Source organism: Herbiconiux sp. FW305-C-125 (assembly GCF_058783455.1).
Window position 1 is genome coordinate 174,072 of the sequence record NZ_JBYSYO010000005.1, and the last position, 17,124, is coordinate 191,195.

General features: G+C 72.3%; 10 protein-coding genes. 8 read left to right on the forward strand and 2 right to left on the reverse strand.

Annotated elements, in window-relative coordinates:
- Positions 1–11: 11 nt before the first annotated feature.
- Together AC3WLB_RS14370 and AC3WLB_RS14375 are read right to left on the reverse strand one after the other, a co-directional pair.
- Positions 12–1,433 carry an aspartate aminotransferase family protein gene (locus AC3WLB_RS14370; RefSeq protein WP_031284105.1) on the reverse strand — a complete coding sequence of 474 codons (1,422 nt, stop codon included), beginning with the start codon at positions 1,431–1,433 and terminating at the stop codon, positions 12–14.
- Complete coding sequence (locus AC3WLB_RS14375) at positions 1,430–1,897, reverse strand: Lrp/AsnC family transcriptional regulator (protein ID WP_022898060.1); 468 nt, start codon at positions 1,895–1,897, stop codon at positions 1,430–1,432. Before AC3WLB_RS14375 ends, AC3WLB_RS14370 begins: the two co-directional genes overlap by 4 nt.
- 153 nt (positions 1,898–2,050) lie before the next feature.
- Between AC3WLB_RS14375 and AC3WLB_RS14380 the strand changes: the two genes are divergently transcribed.
- Genes AC3WLB_RS14380 through AC3WLB_RS14415 form a run of 8 tightly spaced genes read left to right on the forward strand, consistent with a single transcriptional unit; the run spans position 2,051 to position 16,995 of the window.
- Positions 2,051–3,355, forward strand: a complete 1,305-nt coding sequence (locus tag AC3WLB_RS14380; RefSeq protein WP_492507075.1) for an FHA domain-containing protein — start codon at positions 2,051–2,053, stop codon at positions 3,353–3,355.
- 29 nt (positions 3,356–3,384) lie between these two features.
- The gene (locus AC3WLB_RS14385) at positions 3,385–4,221 is read left to right on the forward strand and encodes a PP2C family protein-serine/threonine phosphatase (protein WP_492507077.1); all 837 of its coding nucleotides are present in this window, start codon (positions 3,385–3,387) and stop codon (positions 4,219–4,221) included.
- A 7-nt stretch (positions 4,222–4,228) separates the two neighbouring features.
- Positions 4,229–5,737 (forward strand): serine/threonine-protein kinase, encoded by a 1,509-nt coding sequence (locus AC3WLB_RS14390; RefSeq protein WP_492507079.1) that lies wholly within the window; start codon positions 4,229–4,231, stop codon positions 5,735–5,737.
- Positions 5,734–11,688, forward strand: a complete 5,955-nt coding sequence (locus AC3WLB_RS14395; RefSeq protein WP_492507081.1) for an Ig-like domain-containing protein — start codon at positions 5,734–5,736, stop codon at positions 11,686–11,688. The genes AC3WLB_RS14390 and AC3WLB_RS14395 overlap by 4 nt, the downstream gene beginning before the upstream one ends.
- 45 nt (positions 11,689–11,733) lie before the next feature.
- The gene (locus AC3WLB_RS14400) at positions 11,734–12,705 is read left to right on the forward strand and encodes an AAA family ATPase (protein WP_492507083.1); all 972 of its coding nucleotides are present in this window, start codon (positions 11,734–11,736) and stop codon (positions 12,703–12,705) included.
- Entirely contained in the window at positions 12,702–13,907 is a 1,206-nt protein-coding gene (locus tag AC3WLB_RS14405) for a DUF58 domain-containing protein (RefSeq protein ID WP_492507085.1), read from the forward strand. The genes AC3WLB_RS14400 and AC3WLB_RS14405 overlap by 4 nt, the downstream gene beginning before the upstream one ends.
- Complete coding sequence (locus AC3WLB_RS14410) at positions 13,904–16,375, forward strand: transglutaminaseTgpA domain-containing protein (RefSeq protein ID WP_492507087.1); 2,472 nt, start codon at positions 13,904–13,906, stop codon at positions 16,373–16,375. The genes AC3WLB_RS14405 and AC3WLB_RS14410 overlap by 4 nt, the downstream gene beginning before the upstream one ends.
- A complete protein-coding gene (locus AC3WLB_RS14415) occupies positions 16,372–16,995 on the forward strand; it encodes an FHA domain-containing protein (RefSeq protein ID WP_492507089.1) in 624 nt (207 codons plus the stop codon). The genes AC3WLB_RS14410 and AC3WLB_RS14415 overlap by 4 nt, the downstream gene beginning before the upstream one ends.
- Positions 16,996–17,124 lie beyond the last annotated feature (129 nt).

Here is a 17,124-nt window from a genome sequence, read left to right on the forward strand (position 1 = left end):
GGGGCGCGCGGCTACAGTCGCGACCACGCTTCGGTGAGGACGCTCCGCAGGATCTGCTCGATCTCGTCGAACTCGCTGGGCCCGATGGTGAGCGGCGGCGAGAGCTGGATGACGGGGTCTCCCCGGTCGTCGGCGCGGCAGTACAGACCGGCGTCGAAGAGCGCCTTCGAGAGGAAGCCGCGCAGCAGGCGCTCCGACTCGTCGTCGTCGAAGGTCTCCCGCGTCGCCTTGTCCTTCACGAGTTCGATGCCGAAGAAGTACCCGTCGCCGCGCACGTCACCCACGATGGGGAGGTCGAGGAGCTTCTCGAGTGTCTGCCGGAAGATCGGGGAGTTCTCGCGCACGCGCTCATTGAGACCCTCCTCCTCGAAGATGTCGAGGTTCTCCAACGCGACCGCGGCCGAGACCGGATGGCCGCCGAAGGTGTACCCGTGGTAGAACGCGGTCTGGCCGTACTTGAACGGCTCGTACACCTTGTCGCTCACGATCGTCGCGCCGATGGGCGAGTAGCCGCTCGTCATCGCCTTCGCGCAGGTGATCATGTCGGGTTCGAAGCCGTAGCTGTCGCAAGCGAAGTAGTTGCCGATGCGACCGAACGCGCAGATCACCTCGTCGCTGACGAGGAGCACGTCGTACTTGTCGCAGATCTCGCGCACTCGCTGGAAGTAGCCGGGCGGCGGCGGGAAGCAGCCACCCGAGTTCTGCACCGGCTCGAGGAAGATCGCGGCCACGGTCTCGGGCCCCTCGAACTGGATCATCTCCTCGATCCGGTTCGCCGCCCACAGGCCGAAAGCTTCCTCGGTGCCCTCGAAGCCCATCTCGTGCGCACGGTAGTAGTTGGTGTTCGGCACCCGGAAACCGCCCGGCGTGACCGGCTCGAACATCTCCTTCATGGCGGGGATGCCGGTGATCGCCAGCGCCCCTTGCGGCGTGCCGTGGTAGGCCACCGCGCGCGAGATGACCTTGTGCTTCGTGGGCCGCCCCTGCAGCTTCCAGTAGTACTTGGCGAGCTTGAACGCGGTCTCAACGGCCTCGCCGCCGCCGGTGGAGAAGAACACCCGGTTGAGCGATCCGGGGGCGAGGTGCGCGAGGCGGTCGGCCAGCTCGATGGCCGACGGATGCGCGTACGACCAGATCGGGAAGAACGCGAGCTCCTCGGCCTGCTTCGCCGCAACCTCGGCGAGCCGCCGTCGCCCGTGCCCGGCGTTGACGGTGAACAGGCCCGCAAGCCCGTCGATGTACTTCTTGCCGGTCGAGTCCCAGACGTGGTGCCCCTCACCCTTGACGATGATCGGCACCCCGGCGCCCGACTCGAGTACCGACTGGCGGGCGAAGTGCATCCACAGGTGGTCTTTCGCCATCCGTTGCAGCTCGGCATCGGTGCGCGAAGCGCGTGCCGCGGCGGAGGAGACGGGTTGTTCGGTGGTAGTCATCGTGTGCCCCAGTTGTAGAGCTGCTTGTGCAGCTTCAGATAGACGAATGTTTCAGTGGACTGCACGCCGTCGAGCTGCCGGATCTCGGAGTTCAACAAAGCGATGAGGTCGTCGTCGTCTTCGCAGACGACTTCGGCCAGGATGTCGAAGGTGCCCGCGGTGAGCACCACGTAGTCGACCGCCGGCATCTGGGCGAGCGCGTCGGCGACCTTCCGGGTGTCTCCCGACACTTTCAGGCCGATCATGGCCTGCCGGTAGAAGCCGAGTTGCAGGGGGTCGGTCACGGCCACGATCTGCATCACGCCCGAATCCGTCAGCTTCTGCACACGCTGGCGCACGGCCGCCTCGCTCAGCCCGACCGCCTTGCCGATCTCGGCGTACGAACGGCGCCCGTCGTCCTGCAACTGCTCGATGATCGCCTTCGAGGTGTCATCGAGCTGTGTGCTGCGTGGCTTGCTGCCCATGGTTCGATACTGTCAGGTTCCGGCTGCTCCGGCAAGGGAATCCGTAGCAGAAGGGCCAGTGGAGTGCTGAAATCGACACTCGTGCCTACTGTGCGCCGAGTTCGTTGCGCGACTCGGGTCCGTGCTGTCGACTGCCGGTAGTACCGTGGCGTCATGGGGAGTCTCCGCTTCGTTCCCGCCGAAGACGCGTGGACGGTCGTGGCGGCGTGGCCGACGCTCGTCACCGTCTCGGCGGGTCTGCCCGACCCCGTCATCGAGGCGATCTGGGCGGCGGTCACCGACCCTGCCGCCTCACTCGAAAGCGTGGTGTCGAGCGTCCCCATCCGCGGCGCCGCGGCCGAGGCGTCCTTCACGGTCGTGCGTTTCGAGCCGTCCGATGGAGGTTCTGACGACGCCGAGCCGGGCGACGCAGACCCGGGCGACGCAGAGCCGGGCGACGCAGAGCCGGGTGAGGGAGAGCGGGGCGCACCCGCGCGGCCGCCGAGCGCCTGGACGGCGACGGTCGTCGCCCGCGGCCGGGCGGCCGTCGACCTGCTGTCGGAAGGCGGTTCGCGCCGCTTCGGCTCGGGCGGTGTGCAGCCCTGGGCGCTCGCCGAGTTCGCGTCGGTGATCGGCGTCTCGACGGGCGACCTGCCACCGGTGCCCGAGTCGCAGCTGCGACTGCCCGCGGATGCACGCCGGCTCGACCACGGCATCGCCCACGCCGCCCGGGTGATCTGGGCCGGCACGGCGCAGTCGTTCGTGGACGAGAGCGATCCTCGCGACACCGTCGACTCGAGCACGGCGGACGACGACGACACCGTGATCCGCCGGCGGACGCCGCTCGACGGCGTGTCCGCGCCCGGTCCGCAGCCGCTGGCCGGCGCGGACACCGCGGGCGACGCGGACACCCTGGGGGACGCGGTCACCGCCGGCGACCCGGACACCGTGGGCGACGCAGAAACCGCGGCCGACGCGGACACCGCCGGCGACGCGGACCCGGCCGGCGACGCGGACCCGGCCGGCGACGCAGACACCGCGGCCGACGCAGATACCGCCGGCGACGCGGTCACCGTCACCGACGATGCCCCCGGCTACGACCTGCGCGTCGGTGACGGGCCCGCCTTCGAGCTCACCGGTGCCGTGGTGATCGGCCGGCGCCCGCAGCAGCGCCGCGCCGCCGACCCGCTCGGGCAGACCCTGTCCCGCCCTCCCGCGCAGGCGCTGATCGCGGTCGATTCGCCGGCTCACGAGGTCTCGGCGAACCACGTCGAGATCGCCCTCAGCGGGCGCACCGTGGTCGTCACCGATCTGCGCTCGACCAACGGCACCACGGTCCTCCTGCCGGGCCGGCCGGCGGTGCGACTGCGCCAGGGGGATTCGGTCGTCACAGCGGGTTCGGCTAGGGTCGAAATCGGGGACGGAAACGTTATCCACATCTCGCCGCGAGACCGGGGAAACACCGGGATCACCGTTTAGGATTCCCGGAAAGCTGTCAGGAGAGATCAGTGACCCAGATCGGTCGTACGAGCGCGCGCGTGAGCGTGACCCGGGCCGGCGCCCATCCGCGCCGGGTCACTCTGTCGTGGGCGCAGCTCAGCGACAAGGGCAACAAACGCGCCGCCAATGAAGACAGCGCGATCGCCGAGGTGCCCGTGTTCGCGGTCGCCGATGGCATGGGTGGGCACTCCGCGGGTGACGTCGCCAGTGCGGCGGTCGTCGACCGGCTGGGCGAGATCGCCGAGCCGGTCACCGACGCGGCGGCCATCGAGAGTGCTCTCGCCCGCGCGCTCACCGACATCGATCGGGTCGGCGACGAGTCGGTGCTCGGCACCGGCACCACCGTCACCGGCGTCGCTCTCGCCGAGGTCGACGACGACCTGGCGTGGATGGTGTTCAACATCGGCGACTCGCGCGTCTACCTCTTCGCCGACGGCGAGCTGCGCCAGCTCACGGTCGACCACTCGGTGGTGCAGGAGCTGATCGACGCGGGTCTCATCACGCGCGAGCAGGCCGAGCACCACCCCGACAGCAACGTCATCACGCGTGCGGTGGGCTTCCACGAGAAGCCGGTGCCCGACTACTCGACCATGCCGCTCGTGGCAGGTCAGCGCATCCTCATCTGTTCCGACGGTCTCACCAAAGAGCTCACCGACTTCGGAATCCGCCACTACCTCTCCACCACCGCCACGGCGGAGCGCGCCGCCGGCGAACTCGTCACCGCGGCTCTGGCCAACGGCGGCCGCGACAACGTGACGGTCGTGGTGGTCGACGTCGAGGCCGACGAGTCGATCGACGAACCGGTCGAGTCGCACGGCGCCCGCCGGGGCTCCGGGCGGAACTGAGGTTTCGATGGCTCGGCGTCTGCCTTCCCCGCCTCCGCCCCTGCCGGGTTTCAGCCCGGTGCGGGTGCTCGGTTCGGGCGGTTTCGCCGACGTCTTCCTGTTCGAGCAGAACATGCCGCGCCGGCAGGTGGCGGTGAAGGTGATGCTGCCCGAGGTCGTGAACGAGCAGGTGCGGCGGATGTTCCAGGTCGAGGCCGACCTGATGGCGAAGTTGAGCGCGCATCCGTCGATCCTCACGGTCTACGAAGCCGGTGTCTCCTCCGACGGGCGGCCCTACCTGGTGATGGAACTCTGCTCGTCGTCACTCGGCCAGCGCTATCGCAGCGAACCGGTGCCGGTGGCCGAGGTGCTGCGCATCGGCGTGAAGATCGCCGGGGCGCTGCACACCGCGCACGAGCAGGGCATTCTGCATCGCGACGTCAAGCCGTCGAACATCCTGCTCACGGCGTACGGCGCGCCCGTGCTCTCGGACTTCGGCATCTCGGCCTCCACTCGCGGCAACGCGGCGGTCGACGCGGTGGGCCTGTCGATCCCCTGGTCGGCGCCGGAGGTGATCGCCGAGACCACGAACGGCACCGTGGCCTCCGAGGTGTGGGCGCTGGCGGCGACGCTCTACTCCCTGCTGGCCGGCCGGTCACCGTTCGAGCAACCCGGGGGCGGGTCGGCGCCGGGCGAACTGGCGCGCCGCATCGCGAAGGCGAAGTTGCCGCCGATCGGTCGCACCGATGTGCCGGCGACGCTCGAGCGCATCCTCGCCCGCGGGCTGGCGAAAGACCCGGCGCAGCGGCCCGCCTCGGTGCTGGAGCTGCTCCGCGAACTGCAGGCCGTGGAGACCGAGCTCGGCCTCGCCCAGACCCCGGCGGAGATCGCGATGGCGGAGTGGGCGACCGACTACGGCCGCGACACCGACGATCGCACCGTGCTGCACGTCGCCGGTGGCGGCGGCCCGGCGCGGCCCGCCACCACGACCGGGCGGCGGCGACGCCCGAGCGCGGGCTCGGCCCGCGGCACCGGCGGCGCTTCGCGCGGTTCGGGGAGCACGGGCTCGGGCACCGCGGCGACCGCCGCCACCGAGCGGCACGGTTCGCGATCCTCGTGGGGCGACAGCGGGGACTCGCCGCTCCGGGCAGGCACACCGTCACGCGGCAGCGCCGGCGGCCGCTCGCAGGCGCTCCGCACCGGGCTGATCGTGGGCGCCTCCGTGCTCGCCGCCGCCGGGCTCGCGGCCGGCGGCATCGCCCTCGCGCAACAGGGGGGCGCGCAGTCGATCCCGCGGGTCGGCGAGATCACCGCGACCGCGAGCGCGGGCCGCATCCTCTTCTCCTGGGCCGACCCGGGCCTGCAAGCGGGCGACAGCTATCGTGTCACCACCGCCTCCGGGCAGAGTTCGGTGCAGCGCAGCACCGAGTTCGCCACCGTTCCCACCGACGACGCACCCGTGTGCGTGTCGGTCGCCGTCGTGCGCGCCGGCAAGTCGGGTGCCGCCAGCTCTGAGAAGTGCGCAGCGCTGGAATGATCAGCCGCTCCGGCGTCGCTGCCTGGGCCGCGTCGCACAAGTCCCTTCTCGCTACTGTCACGAGCGGCACCGTCATCGCGGCGCTCGTCGCGGTGGTGGCCGTGGCGTCGACCGGGTACACGGCCCAGAAGGTGGAGCTCGACGACGCCACGGTGTGGGTGACGAGCGACCAGCACCAGGCCGTCGGCCGGGCGAATCCGCAGATCGGCGAGCTGAACACGGCGCTGCGGATGGAGTCGGGCTCGCTCGCGGTGAGCCAGAACGGTCAGACCGTGGTGGTGTCCGACCTCGGCGGGGGAGAGGCCCGCATCATCGACACCGCGAGCGCGGTGGTGGCCGACACGATCTCGCTGCCGATCGGTGACGTGCGAATCGTGCTCACCCCGGCGGTGGCGGTCGTCACCTCGCGCACCACGGGCGACGTCTGGTTCGTCGACCCCGAGGCGCTGGCCGCGTTCGACCCGCAGGTCGCGCCCGACCTCACGCTCGGTGCGGGCGGCGACACCGCTATTTCCGTCGGGGGCACCGTCTTCGCGGTGTCGGCCGCGACGGGGTCGGTGTTCACGGTCGATCCCGCTCGGGCCGGCGAGGCGACATCGACTCCGCTCGACGTCGACCCGGCCGACGACCTCGCCATCTCGGCGGTCGGTGACCGCTGGGTCGTGCTCGATCGCACCGCCGGGCGCCTGAGCACGGCAGAGGCGTCCTTCGACGTGGCACTCCCGGCCGCCGCCGACGAGTCCTGGCTGCAGGCTCCTTCCCGCGCGGCCCCCGGTGTTCTGGTGGCGACCACCGAGGCGCTGGTGGAAGTCGCGCTCGCCGACGGCAGCGCATCCGTGCTCTCGTCCGGTCACGCGGGCCGGTCGGCGTCGCCGGTGGAGGTGAACGGATGCCGCTACGCCGGCTGGTCCGACGGCCGCTCGTGGACGCGGTGCGACGGCGAGAGCGAGGGCCGGGAGGGCACGCTGAGCGGTGCGGTGCCGGGCGACGCGCTGGCGTTCCGCACCGACGGCCGGGGGGCGGTGCTCCTCAGCGACACCACCACCGGCCGTGCCTGGGACGTCACCCGTGACAACGCTCCGATCGACAACTGGGCCGAGCTGTTGCCCGACCCGGCGACCGACGATCGCTCGGCTGAGACCGTGGCGGATGAGCCGGTGGTCGCCGACCCCGACCAGCGCCCGCCGGTCGCGGTCGATGACGAGCTCGGCGCCCGCCCGGGCCGGTCGACGGTGCTGCCGGTGCTGCTGAACGACTACGACCCCAACGGTGACGTGATCGTGATCGACGAGGTGCGGCTGCCGGAGGGGGTCGAGTGGGCGGTGCAGCGCGTCACCGACGATCAGCAGCTGCAGCTCACCCTGCCGCCGACCGCGAGTGGCGAGGTGGTGTTCGGGTACACCATTTCCGACGGCCGTGGCGGAACGGCCGACGCCACCGTGCGGGTGGCCGTGCGCTCGCCGGACGAGAATTCGCCGCCGGTGCAGAGCACTCGCACCACCGTCGCCGTGGCCGTGGGCGGCCGCGCCGAGACGGATGTGCGCAGCGACTGGTACGACCCTGACGGCGACGCCTTCTATCTGCAATCAGCCACCATGGCGGCCCCCGACATCGCCACGGCCACCCCGGAAGGTGTCGTGACCGTCACCGACGGCGGGCAGTCGACGGGCGCGAAGGAGGTGTCGATCAGCGTCAGCGACGGTCAGGCGGCCACCGTCGGCACCATCGCGGTGACGACCAGCCAGGCCGCCGACGTGCCGCTGGTGGCCGAAGGCTTCGCCGTGCTCGCGCAGGTGGGCCGCGCGGTGGAGGTGTCCCCGCTCGATCATGTGCACGGCGGCGGGGCAGGGCTCCGGCTCGCGAACGTTCCCGCCCACGACGGCTTCGAGATCGCCCCCGACTACGCCGACGGCACCGTGCGCCTCACCCCTCAGGCGGCCGGGACGGCCATCCTCGACTACGCGGTCTCCGACGGCTCGAAGACCGCGTCCGGAGTCATCCGCATCGTGACCACTGTTCCGCCCGACGCCAACACGACTCCGGTGACGGTGCCGCACTCGGCGTTCGTGCGCCAGAACGCCAGCGTGCTGGTCGACGTGCTGGCCACCGACTTCGACCCCGCGGGTGGCGTGCTGAGCGTCACCCAGGCGGGCGACGGCCGGGCGGGAGCCGGCGCCGCGGGGGCCGAGGCCGACGGATTGCGCGTCGAGGTCATCGATCAGCGGATGATCCGGGTCACGCTCAGCCGGCCGCTCGACACGGGCAGCACCTCGTTCGGGTACACCGTCAGCAACGGTCTCGCCGAGGCGCAGGGCTCGGTGAGTGTGGTGGAGATTCCCGAACCGGCGCAGCGCCAACCGCCGATCGCCGTGGCCGACACGGCATCGGTGCGGGTGGGCGACGTCGTCGACATCCCGGTGCTCGCGAACGACGTGCACCCCGACGGCGATGCGCTGACGCTCTCCCCTCAACTCGCGCAGCTCCCGGGCGCCGATTCGGGACTGCTCTTCGTCTCGGGCTCGCGCCTGCGCTACCTCGCGCCCGACACCCCCGGCGACGTCACGGCGGAGTACCGCGTCGAGGCACCCGACGGCCAGTGGGCCACCGCGCCCGTCACGATCAGCGTGCGCGAAGCGGATGCGACGGCCAATGCCGCTCCGGTGCCCCAGCAGGTGACGGCGCGCGTCATCGCGGGCGAGACCGTGCGCATCCCGATCCCGCTCACGGGCATCGACCCGGACGGCGACTCGGTGCAGTTCCTCGGTATCGACTCGGTGCCCGACAAGGGCACGGTCGCCGCGACCGGCGCCGACTGGATCGACTACACGGCCGGCGACTACTCCACCGGCACCGACGACTTCCGCTACACCGTGGTCGATCGGCTCGGCGCCCGCGCCTCCGGAACCATCCGGGTGGGTGTCTCCGCGCGGCCCGCGGGCGCGCGGAACCCTGTCGCGACACCCGACGAGGTGTTGGTGCGCCCGGGCAAGACCGTGCTCGTGCGGGTGCTGCAGAACGACTCCGACCCCGATGGCGGGGCGCTCTCGGTGGTCGACGCGACGCCGGTGACGGCGGGCGCGGGCGTCACCGTGATCGACGACATGCTCTCGGTCACCACCCCCGACGAACCGGGACGGTACGGGGTGCTCTACACGATCGCCAATGCGCGCGGCGGCACGAGCTCGAGCTTCGCCACGGTCGACGTGCGCGCCGACGCGCCGCTCGCCCGGCCCCAGGTGAGCGACACCGTGCTCTCGCTCACCGACATCCTCGATCACGAAACCGTCGAGGTCGACGTGCTCGCCAACGTGTTCTTCGCCGAGGGGCCGCCCAGCGAACTCTGGCTCTCGGTGCAGCCGGCGTTCGCCGCCGTCGCTCGTGTCAATGCCGGTCGGGTGAGGGTGACGGTGCAGCCGAAGCGCCAGGTCATCCCGTTCACGGTGGCTCACCCCGACGACCCGAACGTGCGCTCGAGCGGTTTCATCTGGGTGCCGGGCACCGACGACGCACTGCCGCAATTGCGACCGGATGCGCCGAAGCTGACGGTCGAGAGCGGGAGCCCGCTCACCATCCCATTGCGCGACCAGGTGGTGACCGTGGGCGGCCGGCAGGTGCGCATCGCCGACCCGAACACGGTGCGTGCGACTCACGGCGACGGTTCGCCGCTGGTGGCCGACGAGCGCACCCTGGTCTTCCGCAGCGCCGACAGGTACTTCGGCCCCGCATCCATCTCCGTCGAGGTGGCCGACGGCGACGGGGCGGATGCGCGCCGGGCGACCCTCGTGCTGCCCATCACCGTCACCCCGCGTGACGACCAGCCGCCTGTCTTCGCCGGCGCCTCGGTCGAGTTCGAGCCCGGCCAGCAGAAGGTGCTCGACCTGGCTCGCCTGACCAGCTCGCCCGCGGGCACTCCCGCTACCGCACTGCGCTACCAGCTGCTCGACCCGAAGCCCGCCGGTTTCTCGGTCCTGTTGCTGGGCTCCGCCCTCACGGTGTCGGCGGAGGCAGGGGTGAAGAAGGGCACGCAGGGCACTGTCGCCGTGGCGGTCGACGACGGCGTGACGGACCGGGTGACCGGCCGCATCGAGCTGACCGTGGTGCCCTCCAACAAACCGCTGGCGGTGCCCGCCACCGACACCGTGATCGCGCCGCGCGGGCAGACCACGACGGTCGACGTGCTCGCGAACGACGCCGCCACCAATCCCTTCCCCGACCAGCCACTCACGGTCAGCGCGGTGCGCGGGGCCGATGCGGGGTCTTTACCGCCCGGCATCACGGTCTCGCCGAGCGCCGACCGGAGTCAACTGCAGGTGACGGTGGCGCCCGACGCGCCGGCGACCGATGTCGCGTTGCAGTACCAGGTGCTCGACGCCACCCGTGAGCCCGAGCGTGCGGCCTGGGGAACGGTGCGGATCGCCGTGCAAGACCGGCCCGGCCCGGTCGGCGCACTGAGCGTGGTCGGTTTCGGCGATCGCAGCGTGCGGGTCTCGTTCGCGGCCGGGCCGGCCAACAACGCCCCGATCATCGGCTTCGACGTGGCGACCCGTGCCCCTTCGGGCGCCACGATCGTGAGCCGGTGCGCCAGCACCACCTGCGACGTCGGAACGCCGGGGAACGGCCCGGACAACGCCGTCACCGTGAGCGTCGCGGCGGTCAACGCCCTCGGCAGCTCGTCCGCCGCCGAGTACGCCGTACCGGTGTGGAGCGATCTGCTGCCGACGGCGCCGGGTGCGCTCACGATCGCACCACGCGACGGTGCGCTCGACGTGCGCTGGACGGCGGCGACGGTCGGCGCCGGCGGTTCGGCCGTGCGGCAGTACGACCTCGCGGTCGACGGTCGGGTCGTGCAGACCCTCGATGCCGTCGGCGCGGACTGCGATGGCGCAGGCTGCCGCAGCACGGTCACCGGTCTCACGAACGGCCAGTCGAGCACCGTGACAGTGACCGCCCGCAACAGCGCGTTCCCGGCACTCGCGGTCTGGCCGTCGGCGTCTGCCGCGGGCACCCCGTACGGCGCACCGGTCGCATCCGCCGTCGCCGCGGTTGCGAATCCCGACAGCGACCTCGGTTCGGTGACGCTCTCCTGGCCCGAGTTCGGCGGCAACGGCGATCCGGTGCGGGGCTACTTCGCGCAGTTACTGGTGCAAGGCGCGAGTGCCGTGCCGAGCGGCGCGCAGGCCTGCACCGTCTCGGCACCCGCGCCCGGCGCCGTCGAACCACCCCGCGCCGGCGGCGAGGTGGCGGCACAACAGGCGCTCGGCGCGGATGCCCGCAGCGCGCGGTTCGACGGCCTCACCGCGGTCGATTCCCGCTACTCCTTCGTGGTGTGGGGCTACAACGCGGCCGGATGCGTGGCGTCGGCCGTCGTGACGGCGGTCGCGTACCCGAGCCCCGGCCAGGTCGACGCGTCGGGAGTGGCGATGACGATGCAGTATCGACAGGACGGCATGGTGAGCGACGTGCGGGTCGACGCGGCCCCCACGCCCAACGAGACCGCGAACCCGCGGTACTACGTGCGCGCCGTCGACGGCGGCGGCCAGCCGGAGGGGGCCGCGGTCGGCTTCCAGCTCGGCAATTTCCCGCGCGAGCTCACCGGGGGCGACTTCGGCGTGGCCTACCGATTCGTCATCAGGGTGTGCAACGTCTGGAGCGGTGTGGAGGTGTGCGGGCCGTACTCCGACCCGGTGACCGCCCCCGCCGCATCCATCACCTTCGAATTCCAGCCGGAGCCGCCGAGCTACGACGGCACGACGTGGACCTGGAGCACGCCGCCGCAGAACGGCGCGCTGACGCCGCAGTACTTCTGCGGCACCAGCACGGTTTCGCCCGACGACCCGCCGGACGGCCAGGTCGTCACCGCGAACTCGTGCCGCCCTGGTGCGGCGGTGGCGCCCGGCGACGCGGGGCTGTACGTGCAGATCGACGGGCGGGGCCATGTGTACCGTGGATAGGGTGCGCCGGAACGAACCGCGCCGACCGGGCGGAGAGGTGCTTCGATGACGATGACGACCGAGCAGGCGGTGCGATTCGCCGATGTCTTCGAGCGCCTCGTGGTCAATGTGGAGCGCTCGGTGCACGGCAAGTCGCACGTGATCCGCCTCGCGCTCACGGCGCTGTTCAGCGAGGGTCACCTGCTGCTCGAAGACGCGCCGGGCACCGGCAAGACCTCGCTGGCGCGGGCGATCGCCGCCAGCGTGCGGGGCACCTCGAGTCGCATCCAGTTCACCCCCGACCTGTTGCCCGGTGACATCACCGGGGTGAGCGTCTACGACCAGAACCGGGGTGCCTTCGAGTTCCACCCGGGCCCCGTGTTCGCGAACGTGGTGCTGGCCGACGAGATCAACCGCGCCTCACCGAAGACGCAGTCCGCCCTGCTCGAGGTGATGGAGGAGGGGCAGGTCACCGTCGACGGGCGGGCGCACAGCGTCGGTGCGCCGTTCATGGTGGTGGCCACCCAGAATCCGATCGAACAGGCCGGCACCTACCGGTTGCCGGAAGCGCAGCTCGACCGCTTCCTCATCAAGACGAGCATCGGTTACCCCGACCACGCGACCACCCTGCGCATCCTCGAGGGCGCCACGGAACGGCCGCACGGCGAACCGTTGCCGCCCATCATCACGGCCGAAGGCGTGACCCTCCTCGCCGCGGAGGCACGCACGGTGCACGTCGACGCCACGATCAACGACTACGTGTCACGCCTCGTGCAGGCCACCCGCGACGCCGCCGAGACGCGTCTCGGCGCGAGCGTGCGGGCGGCGCTGGCCCTCATCCGCACCGCGAAGACCTATGCCGCGTCCGATGGCCGGCACTACGTCGTGCCCGACGACGTGAAAGCCCTGGCGGGGCCCGTGCTCGCGCACCGGCTCGTGCTCGACCCCGAGGCCGAGTTCGACGGGGTGACCTCGCTCGGCGTCATCTCGCAGATCCTGCTCGACGTCCCGCCGCCCGGGGACACCCCCGCGGCATGACCGAGCGCACGCGCCGGATGCCCGTCGCGATCTCCTCGGGCGGCTGGGTCGTGGTGGCGATGGCCGTCGCCGGGCTGGCCTGCGGCATCGTGTTCGGCTGGACGGAACTGCTCGTCATCGGTGTGGTCGCCGCGGTGGTGGGCATGGTCGCTGCGGGCTTCCTGGTCGGTCGCGCCCGGGTGCGGATCGAGATCGAGGTGCTCGACCACCGCGTGGTCGCCGGTGACTCGGGCACCGTCGCGGTGCGGGTCACGAATGACTCCGGGCGGCGGCAGCGGGCGCATCCGGCCGAGTTGGCGGTGGGTGATCGCATCGAGCCCATCGCCGTGCCCGCGCTGCCCGCGCGCCAGACGCGCGAGGTGCTGGTGTCGGTCCCGACCGAGCGGCGCGGCGTGATCACACTCGGGCCGGTGACCATGGTGCGGCGCGACCCACTCGGACTGGCGCGCCGGGAATCGGTGCGGTCGGGCACCGCCGAGCTGTACGTGCATCCGCCGGTCGTTGCGCTTCCGGTGAGCACGACGGGTCTGTTGCGCGACCTCGAGGGCATTCCCACCGCCGACCTCACCGACAGCGACATGTCCTTCCATGCCTTGCGGCCCTACGTCGCCGGCGACGACCGCCGGCACATCCATTGGCGGAGCACGGCCAAGACCGGCGCGTTCCTCGTGCGGCAGTTCGAACAGACCCGGCGCAGCCATCTCATCGTGCTGCAATCGCTCTCGGCCGCCGACTACGCCTCGGTCGACGAGTTCGAGCTCGCTGTCAGCGTGGTCGCCTCCATCGGCGTGCGCGCCATCGCCGACGGCGCCACCGTCTCGGTCTTCGCCGGAGCGGGCACCCGGCGCCGATCACAGGGCGGCGGGCGACTCGCGGTGCGCACGCCCCGCCTGCTCCTCGACGAACTCAGTGCCCTCGAACAGCCGGTGTCGGCGCGCGCGCCGCGGATCGCCACGGTCGCGCGCGCCGTCGGCGAGTCGGCGACGGATGCATCGGTGGTGTTCATCGCCTGCGGCTCGTCGGTCTCGGCCCGGCAGCTCCGGGCTGCGGCGGCGCACTTCGCGACCGGCGTGGAGGTGATCGCCGTGGTGGCCGAGCCCGAGGCCCAGGCCACGCTCGTGCGCATCGACTCGCTTCGCATCACCCGCATCGGCTACCTCGACGACCTCGTGCGCGTGCTCACCCGGGCGGTGGGCACGTGATCGCGGTCGGCCGGTGGCGTCGCATCCTCGTGGCCGCAGGGGTGTTCGAGCTGCTGACGCTCGTGGCGGCCACAGTGTGGTGGCCGGTGTACGAATCCGTCGCCTTCGTGCTGCTGGCCGTGGTGACCGTGACCGTGGGGGTCGCCATCGGTGCCGCCGGGGCGCGCTGGTCGTGGCCGGCGCCCGTGGTGCTCGGGGCCACGGTCGTGGCGTGGCTCGTGCTCGGGGTGCCGCTCGCCGTTCCCGCGCAGGCGGTCGGGGGGTGGCTGCCGACGCTCGGCGGCCTCACCGATCTGGTGGTCACCACGGCGACCGGGTGGCGCCAGCTGCTCACCATCGAGGTGCCCGTCGGCAGCTACCAGGCGCTGCTCGTACCGGTGTTCGTGGTGCTGCTCGTCGCGGCCGTGCTGGCGGTGACGGTCGCCGCGCGCGCGTCACGGCCCGCGCCGGCGGTGGCGTTCCCCGCGGTGGTGCTCGTGACGGGTGTGGTGTTCGGGAGTGCGGAGCCGTTCGCCCCGATCGCGGTCGGCGCGCTCTTCGCGGTGCTGGCGCTGGCCTGGCTCGTGCTCGCCCCGCGGTTGGCGCCCCCTCGCGGGGGCTCGGCGCGCGCGGGGCTGGCGGGCGCGGCGGCGGGCGCCGGGTCGCCGGGTCTGCGGCCGGCGGCTGCGGCAGCAGGATCGCCGGACGCGCGCGCGGGTGGAGCGGGCGCCGGCGGAGGGCGCGCGCGTGGGGGTGGTGCTGGTGCGGCGAGGGCGCGGAGCGGTGTCCGCGCCGCTGCCGCCGTGGCGATCGTGGCGGCGGGCGTGGCGGTGGCCGTGCTCGTGGCGGCGGCGCTGCCGGCGCCCGACCGTTCGGTGGCGCGGGATGCCGTGGAGCAGCCGTTCGATGCCCGCGAGTACCCCAGTCCGCTGGCGGGTTTCCGGGCCTTCGCCAAACCGCCGCTGGCCGACGCGGTGGTGCTGACCGTGACCGGGGCGCAACCGGGGGAGCGGATGGTCATGGCCCGCATGGCCGACTACGACGGCGTGGTCTACACGGTCGGCGCCCCCGATGACGCTGCGGCGTTGTTCGCCCGGGTGCCGGGTCGTCTGGGCGAGGCCGCCGCCACCGACGACGGGCAGGGCGCGACCGCCTCGGTCGAGGTGCGGGTCGGCGACTACGAATCGGTCTGGGTGCCCACCGTGGGCGACCCGGCGGACGTCACCTTCCTCGCGCCGGGCGACACAGCCGGCAGCGATCGTGACGCGCTCCAGAACTCCCTCTACTTCAGCCCGGTGCTCGGTACCGTGGCGGACACCCAGGGCCTTCGCGAGGGCGACGCGTACACGCTCAGCACCCGTGTCGGAGGCGACCCGGCACCACCCGCGCTCGACGCCCTCACGCCCGGCGGCCCCGCTCCCGCACCCGACGACGCGGCACCCGCCGCCGTGGCCGTGCGGCTCTCGGAGTGGGCACCCGCAGCCGCGTCTCCGGGCGAACGACTCGCCGCCGTCGTCGACGGGTTGCGCGCCGGCTACCGCTCGGGCACCGGCGAGGGTGCGGTGTTCAGCCGATCCGGCCACGGTGCCGACCGCATCCAGGAGCTGTTGACCGCGACCCCCATGCTCGGCGACGCCGAACAGTACGCCGTGGCGGGTGCGCTGCTCGCCGAGGCGGCCGGGTTCCCCGCGCGCGTCGCGATGGGCTTCACCCTGCCCGCGGCCGGCGCGAGCGCCGCCACCGGCGACGCAGCCGCCACCGCAACCGCCACCGACACGGCGGCCATCGAGGTCCACGGCCGCGACGCCACGGCCTGGACGGAGGTGCTCACCGCCGAGCAGGGCTGGGTCGCGATCGACCCGGTGCCGGAGCCCCGGCCGATCCCCGAGAGTGCGCTCGACGACAGTTCGACCGCGGTGCAGCCCCCCGATGTGCTGCCGCCTCGCTCCGACGACCTCGACGACCCCGTGGAGGCGGCACCGCTGCAGCAGGACGACGACGAGTCGACCGCGCCGGACGAGCTGCTGGCGACGGTGCTCGCCGTCGTGGCGGTCGCCGGCGTCACCCTCGCGGTGCTCGCCGTGCTGCTCGCCCCGTTCGTGACGGTGCTGGCCCTGAAGCGCCGGCGTCGCATCCGTCGCCGCACGCGGGGCACGGCGCGGGCGCGGGCCGCCGGCGGCTGGGCCGAGGTGGTCGACCTGGCCCGCGACGCCGCGTTCGCGCCCCCACCGAATGCGACCCGCCGTGAGGCGGCGCAGGTGCTCGGCGGCGACGCGGCCGTGCTCCTGGCCGAGCGCGTCGACGGCGCGGTGTACGCCCCGGGCGACCCCACCGAACCCGAAATCGACGAGATCTGGTCCCGGGCGGATGCGGAACGCCGGCGCCTGCTCGACTCCCGCGGCTGGTTCGCGCGGCTGCGCGCCCGCGTCTCGCCCCGCTCGCTGCGCACGTATCATGGCAAGGACAAGAAGAGGCGGACCATCCGGTGAAGTGCAGAACCTGTGGCACGACGTTGACACCTGGGGCGCTGCTCTGCGGCGAATGCGGCACCTCGGCGATCGCCCCGCGCCCCACCTTGGGCGACACCGAGCGCTACGACCGCAGGGCCCTGCTCGATGCAATCGCCCGTGAGGCGGCTGCCGCCCGACCGCCGTCCGCCCCGCCCGCTGCCGCTCCCGAACCGGCAGCGCCCGCGACCGAGGCCGCCCCGACGGCCGGCCAGACTCCCGCCGCGACATCCGCCGAACCGCCGTCGGACCAAGCCCCACTGAGCCCCCACGGCGGCCCGCTGTTCAGCCTCGTCTTCAGCACCGGCGAGAGCATCCGCGTCTCCGGCAGCGGCCTGGTAGGCCGAAACCCGGTGCCGCGTGAGGGCGAACACTACGACTACCTGGTTCAGATCATCGACCCCGAGCGCAGCGTCTCGAAGACCCATTTCGAGTTCGGACTCGAGGGCGACCGGCTCTGGATCGCCGACCGCGGCTCGGCCAACGGCACGCGCCTCGGCCTCGACCTCGTCGAACCGATCGACCTGGTGCCAGGCGAGCGGATGCGCGTACCCCGCGGTACCCGCATCGGCATCGGCGACCAGTACCTCGACGTGCACTGACGCGCGCCCACGCTTCCGCAGACGAAAACGGAGGTCAACGCGCGAACTCGGAACTGATTTCGTAAAGACTATGTTTCGATCTGCTGTTTTCCGTTGAATGCGCTGTCGCAACCGGTGTCCGGTGTGCGA